This is a genomic window from Acidimicrobiia bacterium, from assembly GCA_040902765.1.
In the GTDB taxonomy this organism is placed as follows: domain Bacteria; phylum Actinomycetota; class Acidimicrobiia; order Spongiisociales; family UBA11373; genus DATKBG01.
Window position 1 is genome coordinate 1 of sequence record JBBDWO010000023.1, and the last position, 16,564, is coordinate 16,564.

The 16,564-nt window shown below is 69.4% G+C and carries 17 protein-coding genes; 15 read left to right on the forward strand and 2 right to left on the reverse strand.

Features of this window, described 5'->3' with window-relative positions; genetic code table 11:
• Positions 1-100: 100 nt before the first annotated feature.
• Positions 101-607: a recombinase family protein gene (locus WEA29_06360; GenBank protein MEX2323378.1), complete on the forward strand. Its 507-nt coding sequence runs from the start codon at positions 101-103 to the stop codon at positions 605-607.
• 36 nt (positions 608-643) lie between these two features.
• Here WEA29_06360 and WEA29_06365 read toward each other — a convergent pair whose 3' ends face one another.
• On the reverse strand, positions 644-1,144 hold the full coding sequence (locus WEA29_06365; protein ID MEX2323379.1) for an HNH endonuclease: 501 nt from the start codon (positions 1,142-1,144) through the stop codon (positions 644-646).
• A 92-nt stretch (positions 1,145-1,236) separates the two neighbouring features.
• On the opposite strand from WEA29_06365, the gene WEA29_06370 reads away from it, so the two are divergent.
• The gene (locus WEA29_06370) at positions 1,237-1,539 is read left to right on the forward strand and encodes a hypothetical protein (GenBank protein ID MEX2323380.1); all 303 of its coding nucleotides are present in this window, start codon (positions 1,237-1,239) and stop codon (positions 1,537-1,539) included.
• On the opposite strand, the gene WEA29_06375 is transcribed toward WEA29_06370, so the two are convergent.
• Positions 1,540-2,238, reverse strand: a complete 699-nt coding sequence (locus WEA29_06375) for an SDR family NAD(P)-dependent oxidoreductase (GenBank protein ID MEX2323381.1) — start codon at positions 2,236-2,238, stop codon at positions 1,540-1,542. It abuts the gene before it with no gap.
• A gap of 272 nt (positions 2,239-2,510) precedes the next feature.
• On the opposite strand from WEA29_06375, the gene mraZ reads away from it, so the two are divergent.
• The 13 genes from mraZ to WEA29_06440 all read left to right on the forward strand — a co-directional run bounded on the left by mraZ (position 2,511) and on the right by WEA29_06440 (position 16,439).
• Positions 2,511-2,942 carry a division/cell wall cluster transcriptional repressor MraZ gene (gene mraZ, locus WEA29_06380; GenBank protein ID MEX2323382.1) on the forward strand — a complete coding sequence of 144 codons (432 nt, stop codon included), beginning with the start codon at positions 2,511-2,513 and terminating at the stop codon, positions 2,940-2,942.
• A gap of 97 nt (positions 2,943-3,039) precedes the next feature.
• On the forward strand, positions 3,040-3,954 hold the full coding sequence (rsmH, locus tag WEA29_06385) for a 16S rRNA (cytosine(1402)-N(4))-methyltransferase RsmH (GenBank protein ID MEX2323383.1): 915 nt from the start codon (positions 3,040-3,042) through the stop codon (positions 3,952-3,954).
• Complete coding sequence (locus tag WEA29_06390) at positions 3,954-4,367, forward strand: hypothetical protein (protein MEX2323384.1); 414 nt, start codon at positions 3,954-3,956, stop codon at positions 4,365-4,367. Before rsmH ends, WEA29_06390 begins: the two co-directional genes overlap by 1 nt.
• A 51-nt stretch (positions 4,368-4,418) precedes the next feature.
• Positions 4,419-6,116, forward strand: a complete 1,698-nt coding sequence (locus WEA29_06395; GenBank protein ID MEX2323385.1) for a penicillin-binding protein 2 — start codon at positions 4,419-4,421, stop codon at positions 6,114-6,116.
• The gene (locus tag WEA29_06400) at positions 6,106-7,560 is read left to right on the forward strand and encodes a UDP-N-acetylmuramoyl-L-alanyl-D-glutamate--2,6-diaminopimelate ligase (protein MEX2323386.1); all 1,455 of its coding nucleotides are present in this window, start codon (positions 6,106-6,108) and stop codon (positions 7,558-7,560) included. Before WEA29_06395 ends, WEA29_06400 begins: the two co-directional genes overlap by 11 nt.
• Positions 7,557-8,894, forward strand: coding sequence for a UDP-N-acetylmuramoyl-tripeptide--D-alanyl-D-alanine ligase (gene murF, locus WEA29_06405; protein ID MEX2323387.1), 1,338 nt, complete (start codon positions 7,557-7,559; stop codon positions 8,892-8,894). Before WEA29_06400 ends, murF begins: the two co-directional genes overlap by 4 nt.
• Complete coding sequence (gene mraY, locus WEA29_06410; protein ID MEX2323388.1) at positions 8,891-9,937, forward strand: phospho-N-acetylmuramoyl-pentapeptide-transferase; 1,047 nt, start codon at positions 8,891-8,893, stop codon at positions 9,935-9,937. Before murF ends, mraY begins: the two co-directional genes overlap by 4 nt.
• On the forward strand, positions 9,934-11,214 hold the full coding sequence (gene murD / locus WEA29_06415) for a UDP-N-acetylmuramoyl-L-alanine--D-glutamate ligase (GenBank protein MEX2323389.1): 1,281 nt from the start codon (positions 9,934-9,936) through the stop codon (positions 11,212-11,214). The genes mraY and murD overlap by 4 nt, the downstream gene beginning before the upstream one ends.
• Positions 11,211-12,383, forward strand: a complete 1,173-nt coding sequence (gene ftsW, locus WEA29_06420) for a putative lipid II flippase FtsW (GenBank protein MEX2323390.1) — start codon at positions 11,211-11,213, stop codon at positions 12,381-12,383. Before murD ends, ftsW begins: the two co-directional genes overlap by 4 nt.
• Positions 12,380-13,453, forward strand: a complete 1,074-nt coding sequence (locus tag WEA29_06425; GenBank protein MEX2323391.1) for a UDP-N-acetylglucosamine--N-acetylmuramyl-(pentapeptide) pyrophosphoryl-undecaprenol N-acetylglucosamine transferase — start codon at positions 12,380-12,382, stop codon at positions 13,451-13,453. Before ftsW ends, WEA29_06425 begins: the two co-directional genes overlap by 4 nt.
• Positions 13,446-14,810, forward strand: coding sequence for a UDP-N-acetylmuramate--L-alanine ligase (gene murC / locus WEA29_06430; protein ID MEX2323392.1), 1,365 nt, complete (start codon positions 13,446-13,448; stop codon positions 14,808-14,810). The genes WEA29_06425 and murC overlap by 8 nt, the downstream gene beginning before the upstream one ends.
• Positions 14,810-15,718: a UDP-N-acetylmuramate dehydrogenase gene (gene murB, locus WEA29_06435; protein ID MEX2323393.1), complete on the forward strand. Its 909-nt coding sequence runs from the start codon at positions 14,810-14,812 to the stop codon at positions 15,716-15,718. The genes murC and murB overlap by 1 nt, the downstream gene beginning before the upstream one ends.
• Positions 15,711-16,439 (forward strand): FtsQ-type POTRA domain-containing protein, encoded by a 729-nt coding sequence (locus tag WEA29_06440; GenBank protein MEX2323394.1) that lies wholly within the window; start codon positions 15,711-15,713, stop codon positions 16,437-16,439. The genes murB and WEA29_06440 overlap by 8 nt, the downstream gene beginning before the upstream one ends.
• Positions 16,440-16,564: the final 125 nt, after the last annotated feature.

The window sequence follows — 16,564 nt, forward strand, 5'->3', positions numbered from 1 at the left end:
CGGCTTGCCACAAGCCGAAACCTGATCCCGGGGCGAGCCTATTCGCGCACCCCCTAGATCATCACGCTGAGCGTCCTATTCCCGCGCCTATCCTGACCTGATGCGGGTAGCGGGGTACGTGCGTGAGTCGGCGGATGCCGACCGATTTCGAACGGCATTCGCCCAGAACGAGGATCTGCGTCGCTACTGCTCCGAACGGGCCCTCCTCATGGTGGCCGTCTGTCAGGACCTGCGGCAGTCGGGTCACGCCACCGGTCGCGATGGCTACCTGAGCCTGCTCGGGGTGATCGCTGCCGGCGCCGTCGATGCCGTCGTGGTCGCCGGTCTCGACACGATCTCTGACGAGGCCGCTGCGCAGGAACTCGCCCTCTGGGACCTGAGGCGTCGCGGGGTGCAGGTGCTCAGCACCCGACCCGAGGACGGGAGCGTGCTCGGTGGTGGGGGATTGGACGTGCGGCGTGACGCGATGCGCGAGGTCCTCGAACAGCTCACCGAGCCGTCGGTCCCGATGGCGGCGCCCCCCAGCGACGCCGCCATCGCCCCGGACGGTGACGTGCTGGTGCAGATCATCGCCGCCGACGACGCCGAACGCCGCGCCGCCTCCTGACGATCGGCTAGGGGGCGAGCCTATTCGCTCACCCCCTTAGACCGCCACTCCCAGGTACTCGACCCACGTGGGGTGCGGGGCCGAGGTGAGTCCGATGAGGAGCCAACCGTGGGCACGGGGTGGCCTCGGCGACCGGTCGAGATCCATGCCCGCCTCTTCCGGAGTCCGGTCACCCTTGCGGGTGTTGCATCGTCGGCATGAAGCGACGACGTTCTCCCATGAGTGATCCCCGCCGCGGGATCTCGGTACCACGTGGTCGAGGTTCTCGGCGGATCGTCCGCAGTACTGGCATCGTCCGAGATCCCGGGCGAAGACGGCTCGGCGACTCAGCGGGGTGCGTCGGTGGTAGGGGACCCGCACGTACCTGGTGAGTCGGATGACGCTCGGCGCCGGGACGGTCAGCCGCTCCGAGGCCCACATCTCCTGGCGCGCGTGGACCAGCACCGCTTTCTCCCGCACGACGAGCACGATCGCCCGCCGTGTCGGTACCACCGACAGCGGTTCGTAGGTCGCGTTGAGAACCAGCGCATGCGCCATCGCAGCACGGGACGATAATGCAGACCGGCTCGGTCCGACGACGTTGGCTACTCTCACTGGTCGGTAAGCGCCCGTCGAGCCGGAGGTGCATCGTGAGCGATCAGTCATCCACCCAGCCCATGGCGACAGATGGGGCCGGGGACCGTCCGTCGAAGCGCTGGGCCGGCCCGCTGCTCCTCGCCGTGCTGATCCTGACCCCGATCGCCATCCTGATCGGCTCGAACACCGAGTCGCTCACGGTGGTGTGGGCGGGGTTTTCGTGGACGGCGCCGGGATGGATCGTCATGTTCTCCATCTTCTTCGGGGGCGCCCTGTTCGGACCGGTGCTGGGATGGGCATGGCGGCGCTGGCGCACCGGGGGCCGGGCGACGGGTGCGCCCTCGACGCGGGCCTAATCAGCCGTCCAGGTGATCCCTGGCGTCGTACCGACCGCCCGAGGGTTCGTCGGCGTCGCTGCGGGCCAGGCGCAGGAAGACCGGTGAGATGTCCTGCGGTGTGGGAAGGGTCATCGGATCTTCCCCGGGTGCCGCTGCAGCACGCATCGGGGTCCGGGTGGCCCCTGGGTTGACCGAGTAGGCGCGTCCGCTCCATTCGAGCGCCAGGGTGGCCACCCACGCCTCCAACGCGTGCTTGGAGATGGCGTACGCCCCCCAGCCGGCGCGCGCCTCTCGTCCCACGGTGCTCGACAGGGCGATCACCGCCGGGCGGCGGCCCGAGTCGAGGGCGGGGAGGACGGCACGGTGTAGGTGCTGCACCGCGGTGAGGTTGACGGCGAACACCTGCTCCCAAGCGTCGTCGGGGTAGTCGGCCAGCGTCGTGTTGGCCGGGCCGAGGAGGCCGGCGGCGTGGACCACGACATCGAGTGGGGAACCATCCAGTGAGTCGAAGACGGTCTTGGGCCCATCCGGTGCGGTGAGGTCGGCACGCACCGCGATGAAGGCACCATCGGGGCACGCCCGCGCGGTCTCGTCGAGCCGATCCGGGTCGCGTCCCACCCCCCACACGGTGGCGCCCGCCGCGGCATAGACCTCGGAGAGACCGCGTCCGATCCCGGACGAGGCACCGGTGACGAGAATCCGACGGCCGTCGAGCACCTGAGGAGGCTACCGCGCCGCACGCGGCCCGCTTAGCACTCCGGCCGCCTTCCATCCCATCGACAGCCCTTTTGCGCGATCGAGTTGGTGGTTGGCGGTGGTACCCGGTGGCGCATCGCGGAGCCGGGTGGCGCGTTTGGGGGGGAAAGTGGTTGACAGTGGGTGTGTAGTGGGGCATAGTGGGGCTTCGTGGAGAACCGGGGAGGTGCGCCTCCCTGCTGCTGCGACCTCGCTGCTCTGGGGATCGGCGGGGTCGGAAAGGTGATGGAGACGTGTTCAACGGCGAATATCGCCACAGCGTGGACGAGAAGGGCCGCCTCGTGCTGCCCGCCAAGCACCGCGCCGCCCTCGCCCCTGGCCTGGTCCTCACCAAGGGCCAGGACCGCACCCTGTACGTCTTCACGCTCGATAGGTGGACCGAGGAGGTCGACCGGGTCAACAGCCTTCCGCGCAGCAACCTGAAGAACCGCAACTACGCACGGTCCTTCTTTGGTGGGGCCAGCGATCAGACCCTCGACAAGCAGGGACGCTTGGTCATTCCCGCCACCCTGCGCGAGTACGCCGGGATCGACCGCGAGGTCGTGGTGCTCGGCGTCGGCGATCGCATCGAGGTCTGGGCCCTCGATGCGTGGAACGAGATGGCCGGCGAAGCCGACAGGTCCTTCGCCGACCTCGAAGAAGCCTTCGACGGCGAAGGAATGTGAATCGTGTGTTCCGAGACATGGTCAGCCCTCCGGATGACAGATCGAATGCCCCTACCGCCCGGTTCCGATTTGTCGCCAGCGCTCCGGAGGGCTGACCATGGAGCGGAGCACGTACCACCAGCCGGTGATGGCCGCCGAGGTCGTCGATCTGCTCGTCCCTGCCTGGGAACGGGTGATCGTCGACGGAACCTTCGGGGGCGGCGGGCACACGCGCGCCCTCCTCGCCGCGAAGACCGGCCCTCAGATCATCGCCCTGGATCGGGATCCCGACGCGGCGAGCAACGCCGTCGACCTCGGGCCACGCGTCCGCTTTCACCTCGCCGACTTCAGACAGGCCGACCGGATACTCGAGGAGGAGGAGATCAATGAGATCGATGGAGCCGTCCTGGACCTCGGAGTCTCGTCACATCAGCTCGACGTGGGGGAGCGAGGCTTCTCGTATCGAGTCGCCGGCCCTCTCGACATGCGGATGGGCCCGGACTCGACCATCAGCGCCGACGATGTCGTCAATCGCTGGTCGCATGAGGACCTCGCCGGGATCATCAGACGCTTCGGCGAGGATCGTCACGCCGGCCGTATCGCTGCGGCCATCGTCCGCAATCGACCGATCGGCGACACCGGCGAGCTCGCCGCGGTCGTGGCCGACGCGGTGCCTGCCCGATCCCGCGATCGCGGCCATCCGGCTCGCCGGACGTTCCAGGCCATCCGAGTCGCCGTCAACGACGAGCTGGCGGCTCTGGCCGATGGTCTCGACGTCCTCATGCGGCTGTTGCGACCAGGAGGTCGGCTGGTCGTGATTTCCTATCACTCGCTGGAGGATCGGGTGGTCAAGCGCCGGTTCGTCGCCGGTGCCCGCGGCTGTGTCTGTCCGCCTGACTTCCCGGTGTGTGGGTGCGGGCGCGAGCCCGAGTTCCGGATCATCACCCGTGGTGCGGTTCGACCGTCGTCCGAAGAGGTGGAGACCAATCCGCGTGCCCGCAGCGCCCGGCTCAGAGCGGTGGAGCGGGTCTGATGGTGGCTCGTTCGCACGCCGGGCTGCGCGCCGTGCCCCTGCGCGGCGACTTCCACGTGGTCGTCGGGCCCCACACCAGGCGACGCCGCATCGCCCACTGGGTCCTGCTGTCGATCGCAGGGTGCGCCCTGTTCCTCCTGCTGGTGCTCTCCCGGATCGCACTCGATCGCCATGCCTTCGTCATGGAGGACCTCGAGGGAGCGATCGCCACCGAGGAAGCCCGCTACTGGGAGCTCCGCATGGACGTCGCCGAGCTCAGGGACCCAGCCAGGATCGCCCGGATGGCACGCAGTATGGGGATGGTGTACCCGGAGGAAGTCCGGGTGGTGAGTGTCCCGCGGCTCGGGTCGTCGGGGTTCGGCGTCGAAGAGCGCTGGGCGAACCTCAAGCTGCTGCTGAGTGCCCAGCCGTAGGCATGGTCGTCAGGGCGCCGGCGCCGGCGCCGAGGTGAGGAGGACTGGGTCATGTACGAGCAGCCGCGTCGCGGCCTGGAGACCCGGCTCGTGGCCGTCGGGATCCTGCTCGTCGTCGCCTGGGGATCCGTTGGCTACCGGCTGACCATCGTCCAGGGAGCGCAGGCCGAGGAGTTCGCCGACCGCGGTCGCAGCCAGTGGCTCAGCAGCCAAACCCTCGCCGCCGACCGGGGCACGATCTTCGACGCGAATGGCCGCGAACTGGCGGTGACGGTCGACGCGGTCACCATCGTGGCCAATCCGACGGAGATGCCCGATCGGGGTGAGGTCGCCTGGCGGATTGCTCCGCTCGTCGGGCGGGATCCCGGCGAGTTGTACGAGGCGTTCCAGGGCGACACCCACTTCGTCTACGTGGCCCGCCAGGTCGACGAGGCCATCGCCGAGCCGATCCGTGAAGCAGATCTGCCCGGGATCCACTTCCTCGTGGAACCCAAGCGGGTCTACCCCCTCGGCGATCTCGCCGCCCACGTCGTCGGCTTCGTCCAGAGCGACGAGAACCGGGGTCTGGAGGGCATCGAGCTGCAGTATGACGAAGCGTTGGCCGGAACCCCCGGCGCACTCCTCGTCGAACGCGATCCACAGGGCCGGGTGATCCCCCTGGGCAGCTACGACGTGGTCCCCGCCGAGCCGGGGAGCGACCTGGTGCTCACCATCGTGTCCGAGATCCAGTACGAGGCCGAGCAGGCCCTGTCCGATGCGATGGAGCGCACCGGCTCGGCGGCCGGCTCGGTGCTCGTGGTGGATGTCGCAACCGGCGAGATCCTCGCCATGGTCAACGCCCCCGCCTTCGACCCGAACGACCGCCGTACGCTGGTCTCCGATGCGCTGCGCAACCGGGCGGTCACCGACGTGTTCGAGCCGGGGTCCACGCAGAAGATCGTTACCATCGCCGCTGCCATCGACAGCGGCTCGGTGACCGCCGCCACCTACTTCGACATCCCTGAGCGCATCGAGCGACACGACACGACCTTCGAGGATTCCATCGACATGCTCGGCCCGCACACGGTCACCGAGATCGTCACCAACTCGTCGAACCTCGGGACGATCCTTATCGGAGAGCGCATCGGTGCCACCACGCTGCACCGGTATCTCGACGCCTTCGGTGCGGGACGCGCCACCGGCATCGACTATCCGGGGGAGCCGAGCGGTTTGTTACGCCCACCGGAGGAGTGGTGTGTGACCACCTGCCTCGCCGGCACCTCCATCGGCTACCGCGTCTCGGTGACACTGCTGCAGATGGCGATGGTGTACGCCGCCATCGCCAACGACGGGGTCTGGATACAGCCCCACCTGGTTCGAGAGGTGATAGACGGTGATGGAGCCAGCCGGCCCACCCTGCCCTCCGAGCGTCGCGTCGTGTCCTCTGAAACGGCGGAGATACTGCTCGCCATGCTCGAAGCCGTGGTCGATCGCGGCACGGGAACCCGCGCCGCCGTTCCCGGCCATCGGGTTGGGGGAAAGACGGGGACGACAGAGCGGTACGACTTCGAGCTCCAGCGATACAGCGACAGCGACGTGGTCGCCAGCTTCATCGGAGTCGCCCCGATCGACAATCCGCGCGTCGTGATCGCCGTCGTCCTCGACAGCCCCACCAACGACGCCAGCGGAGGCAGGGGCGCTGCCCCGGTGTTTGCCCGGGTCGCCCTGGCCACGCTCAACCAGCTCGGAGTGCCGCCCAATGCCCCGTGACCCGGTGCCGCTCGGCGAGCTGGCCCGGATCGTCGGCGCCGACCCACCGGATCGATCCGATCTCGAGATCGTCGATGTCACCCACGACTCGCGGACCGTCGGACCGGGCACCCTCTTCGTCGCCCTCCGTGGTGAACGCCACGACGGTCATCGGTTCCTGGATGAAGCGGTCGCCGGCGGGAGCCCGGCGGTGTGCGTCGAGGATCCCGGCCGGATACCCGAAGGCGTGCCGGCACTGATCGTCGACGACACCCGCCGAGCGCTGGCCCAACTGGCCGACTGCGTCTTCGACCATCCCTCGGGTCGACTACGACTCGTCGGGGTGACCGGGACCAACGGCAAGACGACCGTCACCCACATGGTCCACGCCATATGCCGTGCCGCCGGCGTGCGCAGCGCCTACGCGGGCACGGTGGGGGCGAGGATCGTCGACACCACCGTCCCGATGGCCCGTACCACTCCGGAGGCCTCCGACTTCCAGCGAATGCTGTCGACCATGGTGGACGCCGGCGTGAGGATCGCCGCGGTGGAGGTGTCTTCCCATGGCCTGGCGCTGCGTCGGGTCGATGCCACCGACTTCTCTGTCGCCGCCTTCACCAATCTGAGCCCTGATCACCTCGATCTCCATGGAGACATGGAGTCCTACTACCTGGCCAAGCGGCAGTTGTTCGAGCGTGCCGCCACCGCCGTGGTGTGGGTGGGCGACGAGTGGGGCCGTCGCCTGGCGTCGGAGACCAGCGTGCCCACGACCACCGTCGGCTTCGAGAGTGCCGACGTGGTCGGAGTGGTGGACCGGCTCGGCTTCGATGCCACCACCATGTCGGTCACCGCCTCCGACGGTGGTGCAGTGCTTCGGGTGCCCCTTGCCGGCAGGTTCAACGCGGCCAACGCCCTCGTCGCCGCGGCCATCGGGCGTGCACTCGACCTGAGGTGGGATACGATCGCAGCTGGCGTCTCGTCAGTCTCCGCCGTGCCGGGGCGCTTCGAGCTGGTCGAGACGGGAAGAGACCTCACCGTGATCGTGGATTACGCCCACACGCCCGATGGCATCGCTGCGACCATCGCCGCCACCCGTGACATCGTTGCCGGGACCGCCCGGATCGTCGCCGTCGTCGGGGCCGGGGGCGATCGCGACCGCTCGAAGCGTCCGCTCATGGGTGCCGCCGTCGCCGCTGCCGATGTCGCCGTCATCACCTCGGACAATCCCCGAACCGAGGATCCGGTGGCGATCGTCGACGAGGTCGCAGCCGGTGTCCCAGCCGACGCGTTCGTGGTCGTGGAGGTGGATCGCCGGATGGCGATTCGCCAGGCGATTCGGCTGGCTCGTCCCGGCGACGTCGTACTCCTGCTGGGCAAAGGGCACGAGACCGGCCAGGAGGTCGGCGACACGGTGATTCCGTTCGACGATCGGATCGTCGTCCGGGAGGAGGCAGGGGCGCTGTGAGGTGGGATCTCGCCTCCGTTGCTCGGATGACGGGCGGTCGCGCTGTGGGAGACGCCGTGGTGACGTCGGTCGACATCGACAGTCGACGGATCCGCCCCGGCTCGCTGTTCGTCGCCCTGCGCGGCGAGCGTGTCGACGGGCACGACTACTCGGTAGCGGCCGTCGCCGCCGGTGCCGCCGCCTGTCTCGTCGAGCGGGGTCGGCTCCCTGCCGGCGTCTCCGGGGTGGAGGTGGACGACCCGCTGTCGGCCCTCTCGTCACTCGCCGCGGCCCGACGGTCAGAGCTCGATATTCCGGTCGTTGCCATCACCGGCAGCAGTGGCAAGACCACCACCAAGGATCTGGCGGCGGCGGCGCTGGGACCCTGCACCCACGCCGCCCTCGAGTCGTACAACAACGAGATCGGTGTCCCCCTGACGATCCTCGACACCCCCGACGCCGCCACTGCTCTGGTGGTCGAGGTGGGCAGCCGGGGGCTGGGCCACATCGCGGCGCTCACCGCGGTGGTCCGCCCCGATGTCGCCGTGCTGACCAACGTCGGCACCGCCCATCTCGAGATGTTCGGTGACGTCGCAACCGTCCTGCGCGCCAAGTGGGAGCTCATGGAGGGTGTGGGCGACGGCGTCGCGGTGGTGCCCCGGGATCTCGACGCCTCCCACCTGCCGCCGCCGCGAAGGCTGCTCACCTTCGGTGAGGGCGAGGGCGCCGACGTCCGCGCCACCGAGGTGACGGTCGACGACCTCGGCCGCGCCACCGTCACCCTGGGCCACGGCGAGGAGCGGGGGCGGGTGACCCTGCCGGTGCCGGGCCGTCATCAAGTCTCGAACGCGGCTGCGGCCGTTGCCGCCGCCGTCGCGGCGGGGCGTGACTTCGGGCCGGCCGTGGATCGGCTGGCGTCGGCGCGGGTGTCGCGTTGGCGAATGGAAGTGTCCCGCGGGGCCATCGGCGGCGCTGCGGTGACCGTGGTCAACGACGCCTACAACGCCAACCCCGAGTCGATGGCCGCCGCTCTGCGAACCGTTGCCGGCATGTCCGGTCGCCGTCTCGCCGTGCTCGGTCGTATGCACGAACTCGGGCCGGTCGAGACGGCGGCGCACGTTGCCGTCGGCGAGCTGGCCGCTCGCCTCGGTTTTGCGCTGGTGGTGGTGGTTGGAGACGATCCGGGGATCGCCAGCGGGGCCGGGAGTATCGCCGTCGCCGTGGCAGACGCCGACGCAGCTCTGCGCTGTCTGACGGATCGCATCGAGCCCCACGACGTGGTGCTGGTCAAGGCGTCTCGCGCCACCGGGCTGGAGTCGGTGGCTGCGGCCCTCGTCTCGGAGGTCGCAGCATGATCGTTCTCCTGGCGAGCGCCGCCGTGTCGTTGCTGATCACCCTCACCGGGACGCCGATCGCCATCCGGTACTTCCGCTCTCGAGAGATCGGTCAGTTCATCCAGGACGAGGTCGCCCACGACCACAAGCAGGGGACGCCGACCATGGGCGGGCTCGTGATGATGGTGGCGGTAGTGGCCGGTTGGATCGTCGGTCACCTCGATTTGCGTGACGCCAGCGGCGCATGGGATCTGGGATGGCGGCCGTTCAGGACGCCGGGACTGCTGGTGCTGTTCGCTTTCGTCGGTATGGGCCTCATCGGGTTCCTCGACGACCTCTCCAAGGTCACCCGCGAGCGCAATCAAGGACTCAAGAAACGCTGGAAGTTCGCCGGTCAGCTCGTCATAGCCGGTCTGTTCGCCTGGGCTGCCATCGGCTACGGCGTGAACACGGAGCTGTCCTTCACCAAGCCGCTGGGCTTCGAGCTCGGTGCGCTGTACGTCGTGTGGGTCCTGTTCCTGCTCACGGCGACAGCGAACGCGGTGAACTTCACCGATGGGCTCGATGGTCTGGCGTCGGGGTCGGCGGCGCTGGTCTTCGGCGCTTTCCTGATCATCGCCTTCTGGCAGTTCCGCCATCCCGACTTCTATGAGACGGTGCACACCCTGGAAATCGCAGGTCTCGCCGCCGCTCTCGTCGGGGCGTCACTCGGCTTCCTGTGGTGGAGCGCCGCCCCGGCCAAGATCATGATGGGCGACACCGGGTCTCAGGCGTTGGGCGGCGCCATGGCGGCGATGGCGCTGCTCACCAACACCCACCTGCTCCTCGCCGTGCTCTGTGGCCTCTACGTGATCGAGATGATGTCGGTGGTGCTGCAGATCGCGTCGTTCCGACTGTTCGGTAGGCGCATCTTCAAGATGGCACCCCTCCACCATCACTTCGAGCTCAAGGGCTGGCCGGAGACGATGATCATCGTGAGGTTCTGGATCCTCGCCGCCATCTTCGTTGCTCTCGGTCTCGGCATATTCTACGGCGATTTCATCTCGTCGGGAGGCATCGGATGAGCGTGTTGGTCCTCGGTGCCGCGGTGAGCGGGCGGGCCGCGGCCACCCTGCTGCGCGCCCTCGGGGAGAAGGTCGTCGTCTACGACGCCGACACCGATGCCCTCGCCGGTGTCGATGCCGATGCCCACTACGGCGGAGACTGGCTGCCGGGCCTCCTCGATGGGGTCGACCTCGTGGTGACCAGCCCGGGCATCTCCCCGGCGTCGCCGCCGCTCGCCGCCGCCCTGGCCTCCGAGCTCCCGGTGTGGAGCGAACTCGAACTCGCCTGGCGCCACCTACGCACTCCTCTCGGGGCGGTCACCGCCACCAACGGCAAGACCACCGTCACCGAGGCGGCGGCGGCGATGCTGGTCGCCTCCGGCCTCGACGCGATCGCCGCCGGGAACATCGGCAACCCGCTGTGCGCCGAGGTAGGGGCGGAGCGCAACGTCCTCGTCGTCGAAGCGTCGTCGTTCCAACTGGCGTTCGTCGAGCGGTTTCACACGCCCGCGGCCGTGCTCCTCAACGTCGCCCCCGATCACCTCGACTGGCACGGCACCGTGGACCACTACGTGGCCTCGAAGCAGCGCATCCTGGAGCGCCAGGTACCCGAGGACATCGTGGTGTACGACCGCGACGACCCCGGAGCCGCGGCGGCCGTCGCGGTGGCCACGGCCCGACGGGTGGCGGTGAGCGGGCGCCAAGTCACCGCCGACGGTTTTGGTAGGGAGGGATCGTCGCTGCGCCTCGGCGACGTCGTCGTGCCGACTGACGAGCTGGGCCGTCACGACGACGTGTTCCTGGTCGACCTCGCCGCCGCCGCCGCCCTCGCTCTCCATCTCGGTGCCACCGCCGATGGTATCGCCGGGGCAGCGCGCGCCTATCGCCCGGGCCGCCATCGGCGTCAGCTGATCGGCGAGTGGGACGGCGTACGGTGGGTGGACGACTCGAAGGCGACCAACCCGCACGCCGCCCTCGCATCGATCAGGTCGTTCGGCTCGGTGGTGCTCATCGCCGGGGGGCGGGCCAAGGGCCTCGACCTCACCCCGCTGGCCGCCGAGCCAGGGGTCCGCCAGGTGATCGGGATCGGTGAGGCCGGACCAGCGCTGGTGGCGGCGAGCCGTGCCGGCCGGATGGCCGTCGACATGGCAGAAGCGGTCCGGATTGCCGCAGAAGTCGCCGAGCCCGGCGATACCGTGTTGCTGGCTCCCGGAGCGGCGAGTTTCGACATGTTCGCCTCGTACGCCGAGCGGGGAGACACGTTCGCCCGCCTGGCCGTCGAGACGAAGGGGAGGTGACCGTGGCTACCGTGGCCGTGCCATCGCGGGTCGCACTGCGTGAGGCACAGCGCAGGGAACAAAGCATCACCCGTGCGGTGGTACTCCTGATGGTTCCCGTCGTCCTCCTGCTGGTGGTGGGCCTCGGCGCCATGCTGTCGGCCTCTTCGGTGGTCGGTCTGCGCGAGACCGGAGACAGCCTCTACCACTTCAAACGCCACGTGGTGTGGCTCGTCGTCGGCGTGGTCGCCATGGTCGTGGCGGCGTTGATGCCGATGAGCTGGTGGCGACGGCTGGCATTCCCGGTGTTCTTCTGCAGCGTGGCCCTGCTCGTCGCCGTACTGGCGGTGGGCGTGCGGTCCGGAGGGGCGACCCGATGGCTCGCCGTGGGGCCGGTCAGCGTCCAGCCTTCCGAGGCCGCCAAGCTGTCGACCATCCTGCTCCTCGCCACGGTGATGAGCAGGCGCGAGCGCTGGATAGCCGGCTTCTGGAGCTTCCTCGTCCCGGTCGTGCTGTCCTCCGGGGTGGTGATCGGGCTGATCATGCTCCAGCCCGACTTCGGGACCACCGTGGTGGTCGCGGCGGCATCGTTCGCCATCATGTTGGCCAGCGCCGCGCCGTTCGGATACGTCGTCGGCAGCGCCATCGGTGCCGCCGGCCTCGGCGTGGTGGGGGCCATCAGTGCGCCGTACCGCTGGCAGCGGGTGACCGCCTTCCTGGACCTCCAGAGCGACCCGTTCCACTCCTCCTACCAGGCCATCCAGGGCCTCGTCGCTCTGGGCACGGGCGGCCTCTTCGGGGTCGGTCTCGGGGCGAGTCGGGCCCGGTGGTCCTACCTCCCCAACGCCCACACCGACTTCGTCTTCGCCATCCTCGGCGAAGAGACGGGTCTAGCCGGTTCCCTGCTCGTGGTCGCCCTGTTCACCACCCTGACCGTCGCGGGGACGATGATCGCCAGGAACTGCTCGGACCGGTTCGGGCGTCTCGCCGCCATCGGTATCACTGCCTGGCTGAGTGTGCAGGCGCTGGTCAACATCGGTGGCGTCGTCGGCCTGCTTCCCATCACCGGAGTCCCGCTGCCGTTCATGTCGTTCGGTGGGACCGCGCTGGTGGTGTCCCTGATCGGCGTGGGCATCCTGGTGAGCATCGCTCGCCACACGGAACCCATCGGGGTCGGGCCACGCCGGTGAGCATCGTCATCGCGGCCGCCGGTACCGGGGGCCATGTGATCCCGGCCATAGCGGTCGCCGAGTCCATGGTCGCCGCCGGACTCGATCGGAGCCAAGTGGTCTTCTTCGGTGGCGATCGCATGGAGGCGTCCCTGGTGCCCGATGCCGGCTTCGCCTTCACCGGATTCCGCCTCATCCAGCTCAGACGGTCACTCAGCCCCCGGAATCTCGCCATCCCGCTGGCACTGCGCCGAAGCGCTGCGGCGATGGCGGCGGAGATGGAGCGGGTCGAGGCGCGTGCCGTGTTGGGCATGGGCGGGTATGTCTCGGTGCCGGCGGTGCGGGCGGCCGCCCGAGTTGGGTCGCCGTTCTTTCTCCAGGAGCAGAACGCCGTACCCGGGTTGGCGACGCGACTCGCCGCCCGGCGGGCGAAGCGGGTGTTCCTCGGGCTGCCCGGGCCGGCGGAGCGTCTCCCGCGTTCCACCGTGGTAGGCAACCCCCTGCGCTCCGGCTTCATCGGCTTCGACCGGTCGGTTCTCAGACCGACGGCGCGGACCCGGTACGGGATCTCCGACGATGGTCCGGTGGTGGGCATCCTCGGTGGCTCGCTCGGAGCCCGTGTGCTCAACCGCGCCGCCGCCGCCATCGTGGAGGCAGTCGCTCCGGCGACGGTGCTCCACATCACCGGAGAGACCGCGGAGGCCCAGGTGGCGGTGTCCGCCTCGGCCGACGACCGGCGTTGGATTCGCCTTGCATACGAGCACGATCCCACCACCTTCTACGCCGCCTGTGACCTGGTGGTCTGTCGCGCCGGCGCCATGACGGTGAGCGAGCTCGCCGCCACGGGCACTCCGGCCGTGCTGGTGCCGCTCCGGCGGGTCGGCCAGAGCGCCAACGCCGCTGTGCTCGCCGGGGTGGGCGGCGCGATCGTCGTGGAGGAGGAGGACCTCCCCGGGATCACGGATATCGTCGGCGGCGTGCTTCACGATCCAGACCGCCTCAGCACGATGGCCGCATCGGCCCGTCGGCTGGCACGGCCGGGGGCCGCCGGCGAGATCGCATCGATCCTTCTCGAGGCCGCCCGTGGCTGAGCTGGTCGGCTATCGCCGGATCCACATGGTCGGCGTGGCCGGCTCAGGGATGTCGGGGCTGGCCAAGATGTTCGCCCAGGCCGGCCACCGGGTGACGGGCTCGGACATCAAGCCCGCAGCGGTGCTTCGCGTCCTGGAGGGGGCCGGGGTGGAGACCTGGGTGGGGCATCGACCCGAACGGGCGGGGGAGTGGGACCTCGTCGTCGCCTCGAGCGCCGTTCCGGAGGCCGACCCGGAGCTGGTGGCCGCCACCGACGCCGGGGTCCCGGTATGGGCGAGACCGCAGCTCCTCGACGCCCTGACCGCCGGAGTCCGTACGGTCGGGGTCACCGGCACCCACGGCAAGACGACCACCACCGCGATGATGGTGACCGCCCTCCACGCCCTCGGAAGGGATCCGTCCTTCCTCGTCGGGGGTGAGCTGATCGACCTGAACACCAGCGCCCATCTGGGCCAGGAGCCGCTGCTCGTCCTCGAGGCCGACGAAGCCTTCGGCACCTTCAGCGGCCTGGACCTGGCCGCCCTGGCCGTCACCAACATCGAGGCCGACCACCTCGACCACTACCACACGCTGGACGCCCTCGAGGCTGCCTTCCGCGATGTCGTCGGGCGGGTCGCTGGACCGGTCGTGGCATGCGTCGACGACCCTGGGGCGCACTCGCTCATGGATGCCATGCCATCCGTCGTGGGCTACGGGACCTCTGCTGACGCCACCTGGAGGATCGAGGGGATCGAGCATCGGCGCTCCGCGGTGGCTTTCACGCTCGCTGGCCCAACCGGACCGGTGCCGGTCACGGTCCCCAAACCCGGTGATCACGTCGCCAGGAACGCCGCGGCCGTTCTCGCCCTCCTCGGTGAGATGGGACTCGACGTGGTCGCTGCCGCCGAGGGCCTGTCGCGCTACGGCGGTGTGCGACGCCGCTTCGAGATCAAGGGGGTGTTCCACGACACCCTGGTGGTCGATGACTACGCCCATCACCCGACGGAGGTGGCGGCGACCATCGCCGCCGCTTCCCTGGGGCACCGCGGTGAGGTGATCGCCGTCTTCCAGCCGCACCGCTACACCCGCACTGCCGACCTCGGCCACGATCTCGGTCTTGCCCTCGCCGGTGCCGATCGGGTCTTCGTCACCGACGTGTACGCCGCCGGGGAGGCTCCGATCCCCGGGATCACAGGTCGCCTGGTCGCCGATGCCGCTGCCGGGGCGGGTGCCGCCGTCGAGTACGTGCCTGCCCGGCAGGAGCTGGCCCCCGCCGTGCATCGGTCGGTTCGGCCGGGTGCCCTCGTCCTCCTGCTCGGGGCCGGCGACATCACCCTCGTGGCCGACGAGCTCGTGGTGCTCCTGGCGGACTCGTGATGACGGACCCAATCGCACGCCTGGAGTCCGAGGGAAAGGTGCAGCGCGACGTTCGCCTCGCCCGGTACACCACCTACAAGATGGGTGGGCCAGCGGCGTACCTCGTCGAAGTAGCTGACGAGGAGGACGTGGTCGCCGCGGCGCTCCTCGCCACCCGCGAGTCGCTTCCGGTCCTCCCGCTCGGACGGGGCAGCAATGTGGTCGTGGCGGCCGCCGGCTTCCCAGGGGTAGTCGTGAGGTCGAGCGGGAAGCTGACCGAGATACGGATGGTGGACGACGGTATGGTCGTCGCCGGAGGCGGCTGTCCGCTTCCGGTGCTCGCCAGAGAGACGGTCGCCGCTGGCCGCGGCGGGCTCGAGTTCTTCACCGGCATCCCCGGAAGCGTCGGCGGTGCGGTGCGGATGAATGCCGGCTGCCATGGCTCCGAGACCGTCGATCATCTCGTCGATGTCCGGATCGTCGACCTGGGCGACGGCACGGCCGAGGTGCGAGCCGCTGACTCGTTGGACCTCACCTACCGACACTCCAATCTCACCGATGGCGACTTCGTGGTCTCGGCTCGCTTCCGCACCGACGCGGTCGACCCGGCGGTAGGGCGGGCGCGGATTCGTGACATCACCCGGTGGCGGCGGCTCAACCAGCCCGGAGGGACCCTCAACGCGGGCAGCGTGTTCAAGAACCCCCCAGGGGACTCGGCCGGCCGGATCATCGACTCCCTCGGCCTCAAGGGATGGCAGATGGGAGGCGCCGCGATCAGCGACCGTCACGCTAACTTCATCGTCGCCGGGGACGACGCCACCCCTCATGACATCCACCGGCTCGTTCGGGCAGTTCAGCGCCGTGTCGAAGTGGAGGCAGGAGTCAGACTCGAGCCCGAGATCCGGTTCGTGGGGGAGTTCGATGACTGACCGCGTCGCCGAAACCAGGCTGTCGGCCGTAGCGTGGCCGTGGATGCTGGCGATCTCGTTGCTCGCCGGGGCGGCGATCCTGCTCCACTCGCCGCTGCTCTCGGTGAAGCGCATCGAAGTGCTCGGCGTCGTGCAGTCGCGCGCCGCCGGCCGGGTCGCAGAGTCGGGGATCGGAGAGGGGGCCATCCTGTTGTGGGTCGATACCGACCGGGTGGCCCGAGCCGTGGCGGCGGACCCCTGGGTGGCTGCGGTCCGGGTGGATCGAGAGTGGCCGGATCGACTCGTCGTCGAGGTGATAGAGCGTGAGCCGGTGGCCTGGATTCAGGGCCGGTCGGGGTGGATGCGGGTGGCCGCCGACGGTGTGGTCATCGACACGGCGCAGCGGCCCACTCCCGAGCTCGTCCAGCTGGCGGTGGCGGCCGTCGATCGAGCTCCCGGCGCAGCAAGCGACGACGAGGCATGGTCGGACCTGGTGGCGATGGCGCGAGTCCTTGCCGAAGGGATAGGCCCGGGGATCAGGATCGAAGCGGTGGGTCCGGAATTGTGGGGCAGGCTCCCCGGCCACGAGGTGCGGTTGGGACACCCGATCGACCTGGAGGACAAGGCCAGGGCACTCGTCGCGCTCCTGGGGGAGGGCGTCCCGGTGGGGTCTCGAATCGACGTCACCTCGCCGAGCCGGCCGGCCGTGGTTCCGCCGGACACCGAGGGGGTGCGCGAATAGGTCGCTGGCTTCATCAGGTTTCGGCTTACCACAAGCCGAAACCTGATCCCGGGGCGAACCTATTCGCGCACCCCCCGAGCCTGAAGGGGAGGTCGAAGGTTGAGCGCCGCTTCACCTTTTGGTCG

Bases quoted from the DNA above. Each gene is read 5' to 3' on its own strand.
- WEA29_06360 (MEX2323378.1), top strand. From the start codon at position 101: ATGCGGGTAGCGGGGTACGTGCGTGAGTCGGCGGATGCCGACCGATTT.
- WEA29_06365 (MEX2323379.1), bottom strand. From the start codon at position 1,144: ATGGCGCATGCGCTGGTTCTCAACGCGACCTACGAACCGCTGTCGGTG.
- rsmH (MEX2323383.1), top strand. From the start codon at position 3,040: ATGGAGCGGAGCACGTACCACCAGCCGGTGATGGCCGCCGAGGTCGTC.
- WEA29_06390 (MEX2323384.1), top strand. From the start codon at position 3,954: ATGGTGGCTCGTTCGCACGCCGGGCTGCGCGCCGTGCCCCTGCGCGGC.
- WEA29_06395 (MEX2323385.1), top strand. From the start codon at position 4,419: ATGTACGAGCAGCCGCGTCGCGGCCTGGAGACCCGGCTCGTGGCCGTC.
- WEA29_06400 (MEX2323386.1), top strand. From the start codon at position 6,106: ATGCCCCGTGACCCGGTGCCGCTCGGCGAGCTGGCCCGGATCGTCGGC.
- mraY (MEX2323388.1), top strand. From the start codon at position 8,891: ATGATCGTTCTCCTGGCGAGCGCCGCCGTGTCGTTGCTGATCACCCTC.
- murD (MEX2323389.1), top strand. From the start codon at position 9,934: ATGAGCGTGTTGGTCCTCGGTGCCGCGGTGAGCGGGCGGGCCGCGGCC.
- murB (MEX2323393.1), top strand. From the start codon at position 14,810: ATGACGGACCCAATCGCACGCCTGGAGTCCGAGGGAAAGGTGCAGCGC.
- WEA29_06440 (MEX2323394.1), top strand. From the start codon at position 15,711: ATGACTGACCGCGTCGCCGAAACCAGGCTGTCGGCCGTAGCGTGGCCG.